Genomic DNA, 5,355 nt, shown 5'->3' with positions numbered 1-5,355 from the left:
CACCATCAATGTCGCCTGACACGATGCCTTCGCGAGCAAGCCCGCTCCCACATTTTGATCGGTGCAAGGCTTTAAACTTTGTTGGGGATTCCATACTTGCGCAACCGAATCGCTATCGCACTGTGCGACGTCTGCAACCGCGCCGCCAGCAAACGACTCGACGGATAACTGCGATAAAGCTGCTCCAACAGCTTCCTCTCAAAACCTTCCACAGCCTCTTCCAGACTCCCCACTTCACCATCGTTCTGCCGCTCCACCGCCGTGCGGGCGATGTCCAGGTCGTCGATGTCCACCAGCGGGTTTTCACAGATGGCGGCGGCGCGGAAGATCACGTTTTGCAGTTGTCGCACGTTGCCCGGCCAGCGGTTGCCGAGCAGGGCGGCGAAGGTGCTCGGCGCCAGACGACACACCGGGCGCTGGATCTGCGCGCAGGCGTGTTCCATGAAGTGCTGGGCCATCAGCAGAATGTCGTGGCCGCGTTCGCGCAGCGGCGGCACCTGCAGGTTGAGCACGTTGAGACGGTAAAACAGGTCCTCGCGAAAATGCCCCTCGCTGACCATCTTTTCCAGGTCGCGGTGGGTGGCGCTGAGGATGCGTACATTGACCTTCACCTCCCGATCGCCACCGACCCGCCGAAAGCAACCATCGCTCAAGAACCGCAGCAACTTGGCCTGCAGGTATGGCGACATCTCGCCCACTTCATCAAGAAACACCGTGCCCTGATCCGCCAGTTCCAGCAGCCCCAGCTTGCCGCCACGCTGCGCACCGGTGAAGGCGCCGGGGGCATAACCAAACAGCTCACTCTCGGCCAGGCTCTCCGGCAGCGCCGCGCAGTTGAGCGCCAGGAACGGCGCGTCTCGCCGGCCGCTGATGGCATGGCAGGCGCGGGCCACCAGCTCCTTGCCGGTGCCGGTTTCGCCTTGGATCAGCAGCGGCGCATCGAGCGCCGCCACCCGTTGCGCCCGGGCCTTGAGCGCACGGATCGGCGGCGACTCACCCAGCAGCGCGTCGAAGCCCTCGGCATGGTCATGGTGCAGCGCCGACAGACGCTCGCCGATGCGGCTCGGTTGATACAGGGTGAGCAGGGCGCCGGCATCGGTGACAGGCATCGCGTCGAGCAGCAACGTATGGCCCGCGAGGCTGACTTCGCGCATCGGCAGGCGAAAGCCGTGCTCGATCAGAGCCGGCTGCAACTCGGGGTCGTCGAACAGCGCGCTCAGCGATTCCCCTGCCGGTTCACGACCAAACAGCGCGATCAACGCCGGATTGGCCAGCAGCACATGACCGCGATCATCCACCGCCAGCACCGGGTCGGAACTGGCGGCAAGCAGGGCTTCCAGTTGCAGGCGTCGGCGTTGCCCGGGAAGGATGTCGACCATGGTCACCGCCTGCACGCCCTCGACCCCGAGAAACGCTTCGCGCAATTCCTCCAGCACCTCGGCGCCGAGGGTCGGCGCGTCGATGTAGACGTTGGGCGGCACCATCTCGACGGCGTCCAGGTTCAGGCTGCGCCGCCCGAGCAGGGCCAGGACTTCCTGGGTGATGCCGACGCGGTCGATGAAGGTGACGTGGATGCGCATGGGGAACCTGCAAGCGTGATGACGCGGTGAGTATGTCGATTTCGCCGAAGCTCGTCGTCAAGGTTTTTCCGTGGCAGAGGGTTTTGCCGAACAGGCTGCCAGATCCTCGAGAAACGCCTGGACAATCGGCGGCGGCGCGGTGCCGCGACGGGTGATCACATCGAATGGTGACATCAGTTGCAGGCTGTTCGAGGCCAACTGGTGCATCTCGCCGGTCTTGATCCACTGTGCCGCGAAGTGCGCCGGCAGAAAGCCCAGGTAGGCGCCGGAGATGATCAGGATCGCCATCGCCTCGATGTTGTCCACGGTCGCTGCCGCCTTGCTGATGCCCATGTGTTCGAGGTCGTACTGCTGCATGTAGCCGCGCACGACAATGCGACTGGCGCCGATCTCTTCACGCAGTTCGTCGCCCTCGGCCTGGCTGCCGAACAATGGATGGCGGCGCCCGCAGTAAAGCCCCATGGCCTCCTGATACAGCGGCGTATGCAGAAGGCCCGGCACATGGATCGGGAAGTGCCCGATGGCCAGGTGCAGGCGACCGTCGAGTACCCGTTCTTCAAGTTCCGCCGGGGTGCCGACGTAGACGTTCAGGTGCACATCGTGTCCGCGGGAAACGAAGCGCTGGGTGGTGCGGGGAATGGGCGAGCCGGGATCGGTGATGGTGCTGTCGATGATCCCCAGGTTCAGCTTGCCGCTGATGTGCTGCTTGAGCACATCGGCGTCCATGCAGAAATTTTCCACCGCCGAGAGCAGGCGCTGGGTGGCCTCATGAATCGCCACCCCTTGTTCGGTCAGGCGAAAGCCGCTGCGTCCGCGCTGGCACAGCTTGACCCCCAGCCGCGTCTCCAGGTGAGTCATCTGCTCGCTGATGGTCGACTGCCCGGCGTTCAGCGCCGCCTGGGCCGCGGAAAAGCCGCCGCAGCGGACAATCGTGGCAAACACCCGAAGCAACTTCAGGTCGACATCGTGCAGTTGAATCACCTTGAACCTCCGCCGGTGGATGCATCGGGAATGCCGATATGAGTATCTGATGTTTAGCATTTTTTCCACGAAAAGCTGCGCCCATAGTCTCTCCAACGGCGGTCGCCTTGCAGTCCGCCAAGCCGATAACAAGAAGTGGAGAGGCCCAAATGTCGAACAACGGTTATGAATCCGGTCGCCTGAACCTGCCATTCGTAGGTCATTGCACCTTTGGCAAATCCCCGGTGTGCACCGACTGGGATGCGCTGGACGCAGACGTCGCGGTGCTTGGTGTACCTAACGACATGGGCACCCAGTGGCGCTCCGGCGCACGCTTCGGGCCACGGGGCATCCGCGAGGCATCGACGCTGTTTTCCTTCGGCCATGCCGGCGCCTACGACCACGAAGACGACGTCATGTACCTGACCGCTGCCGACGTACGGATGGTCGACGTCGGTGATGCCGATATCGTCCACACCGATATGGCCACCAGTAACCAGAACACCGAATACGCCGTGCGCAAGATCCTCGACGCCGGTGTGATGCCGGTGGTGCTGGGCGGCGATCACTCGGTGCACGCCCCGGTGATCAAGGCTTTCGAAGGTCGCGGTCCGATCCACATCATCCACTTCGATGCTCACCTGGATTTCGTCGATGAACGCCACGGCGTGCGCTACGGCCACGGCAACCCGCTGCGCCGCGCCTCGGAAATGAACCACATCGTCGGCATGACACAGATGGGCATCCGCAACGTGTCGTCGTCCAACCGCGACGATTACGAAGCCGCCCATGCCGCAGGCTCCAGGATCCTCTCGGTGCGCGATGTGCGGCGCCTCGGTGTCGACGGAGTGCTGGCGCTGATCCCGCAGAACATCAACTACTACATCACCATCGACATCGACGGTTTCGACCCCTCCATCGCCCCCGGTACAGGCACCCCGAGCCATGGCGGCTTCCTCTACTACGAAGTGCTGGAAATCATCCAGGCACTGGCCAGGCGCAGCAAAGGCAACATCGTCGGCATGGACCTGGTGGAGGTTGCACCGGTTTATGACCCGACCGGCATGACCTCGATCCTCGCCGCGCAACTGCTGCTCAACAGCATCGGTTTCATCTTCCACGAGCGCGCCCAGGCGCGGCAGACCCAGGGCGAAGCCACGCCGGCCTGATGCCCGGTCCGATCATCGAAACCACAGTGACCCGGTAGCACCCGCCTGCCGGGAAGAGAGAAGAAAATGGACACGATCGTCAAAAGCTACCTGCAGAAATTCGGCGTCAGCGAAGCCACCCAGACCTTCCTCAGCAAGGTCCAGAAAATGTTCATCGGCGGCGCCTGGGTCGAGGCCAGCGACGGCCAGACTTCCGACGTCATCGAACCTTCGACCGAAGGCCTGATCACCCGTATTCCCATGGGCACCACCGAGGACCTGGACCGCGCCGTGCAGGCCGCGCGTGCGCAGTTCGACGGCGGCGCCTGGAGCCAGGCCAAGCCGGCGGAGCGCGAACGGCTGATCCAGCGCCTGGCCGACCTGATCGAAGAGAACGCCGAGGAACTGGCGCAAATCGAATCCATCGACATGGGCAAGTCGGTGACCTTCGCCCAGGGCGTCGACATCCAGGGCACCATCGACACCCTGCGTTACTTCGCCGGCTGGGCCACCAAACTCCACGGGCGCACCGTCGAGCCGTCGCTGCCTGGCAACTACCTGGCCTACACCCGCAAGGAAGCGGTGGGCGTGGTCGGTGCCATCGTGCCTTGGAACTTTCCGCTGCAAACCATGGCCTGGAAGCTCGGCGCGGCCCTGGCCACCGGTTGCACCGTGGTGGTCAAGCCCGCCGAGCTGACCTCGCTGTCGGCCCTGCGTTTCGCCGAACTGGTGCAGCAGGCGGGGATTCCGGACGGGGTGATCAACATCGTCACCGGGCGCGGCAGCGTGGTCGGTGCGGCCATGGCCACCCACCCGGGCATCGACAAGCTGACCTTCACCGGCTCGACCCCGGTCGGCCGCACCGTGGGCCAGGCTTCGCTGGACGAAATGAAGCGACTAACCCTGGAACTGGGAGGAAAATCACCGGTAATCGTCCTGGCCGACGCGGACATTCCGGCCGCTGCGCAAGCGGTCGCCAACGGTGTGTTCTTCAACTCGGGGCAGGTGTGCGACGCCGGTACGCGGGCCTATATTCATCGCAGTGTGTACGACGAATTCCTGCGTGAGCTGGTCGCCTACACCCGGACTCTGAAGATCGCGCCGGGACTCGACCCGGACTGCTTCATCGGGCCTCTGGTGTCGGCTTTGCAGAAGCAGCGGGTGAGCGAGTACATCGAAACCGGCAAGGCCGAAGGCGCGGAACTTGTGTATGGCGGTCAGCCTGTGGCGGGGCCGGGGTTCTTCGTCGAACCGACGATCTTCGCCCGTTGCCGCAACGACATGCGCATAGTTCAGGAAGAGATCTTCGGCCCGGTGCTGGTGACTGCGCCGTTCGACGATGAGGAAGAAGCGCTGGCCCTGGCCAACGACTCGGTCTACGGCCTGGCGGCGGCCCTGTACTCCAACGACCTGGGCAAGGTGCACAGCCTGATTCCGCAGTTGAAAGCCGGCTCGGTCTACGTCAACGCCCACGGCACCCTCGACCCGTCGATGCCGTTCGGTGGCTACAAACAGTCCGGGTTCGGCAAGGACCTGGGCGCGGAGCAGCTCGATTACCTGCTCGAAACCAAGGCGGTGTGGATCACCTTGCCTGGCTGACACAAGTTCCCCCTGTGGGAGCGGGCTTGCTCGCGAAGGCGGCGGGTCAGTTGGCATGGATGGCGCCT

4 protein-coding genes are annotated in these 5,355 nt (G+C 63.8%); 2 read left to right on the top strand and 2 right to left on the bottom strand.

The annotated features are described in order from the left end of the window. Positions 1-71 precede the first annotated feature (71 nt). Together ACW9JE_RS28265 and ACW9JE_RS28260 are read right to left on the bottom strand one after the other, a co-directional pair. Positions 72-1,580 carry a sigma-54-dependent transcriptional regulator gene (locus ACW9JE_RS28265; protein WP_457434634.1) on the bottom strand — a complete coding sequence of 503 codons (1,509 nt, stop codon included), beginning with the start codon at positions 1,578-1,580 and terminating at the stop codon, positions 72-74. Positions 1,581-1,637: 57 nt separating this feature from the next. Continuing rightward, positions 1,638-2,561: a LysR family transcriptional regulator gene (locus tag ACW9JE_RS28260; protein ID WP_457434633.1), complete on the bottom strand. Its 924-nt coding sequence runs from the start codon at positions 2,559-2,561 to the stop codon at positions 1,638-1,640. A gap of 149 nt (positions 2,562-2,710) precedes the next feature. Between ACW9JE_RS28260 and speB the strand changes: the two genes are divergently transcribed. Continuing rightward, positions 2,711-3,709, top strand: a complete 999-nt coding sequence (gene speB / locus ACW9JE_RS28255) for an agmatinase (protein ID WP_457434632.1) — start codon at positions 2,711-2,713, stop codon at positions 3,707-3,709. 66 nt (positions 3,710-3,775) lie between these two features. Continuing rightward, a complete protein-coding gene (locus ACW9JE_RS28250) occupies positions 3,776-5,287 on the top strand; it encodes an aldehyde dehydrogenase family protein (RefSeq protein WP_457434631.1) in 1,512 nt (503 codons plus the stop codon). The last annotated feature ends 68 nt before the right edge of the window (positions 5,288-5,355 follow it).

This window comes from Pseudomonas sp. SDO55104_S430 (assembly GCF_054070595.1).
Note: the sequence above shows the minus strand (reverse complement) of the source record. Positions and strands in the feature narration are given on the sequence as shown.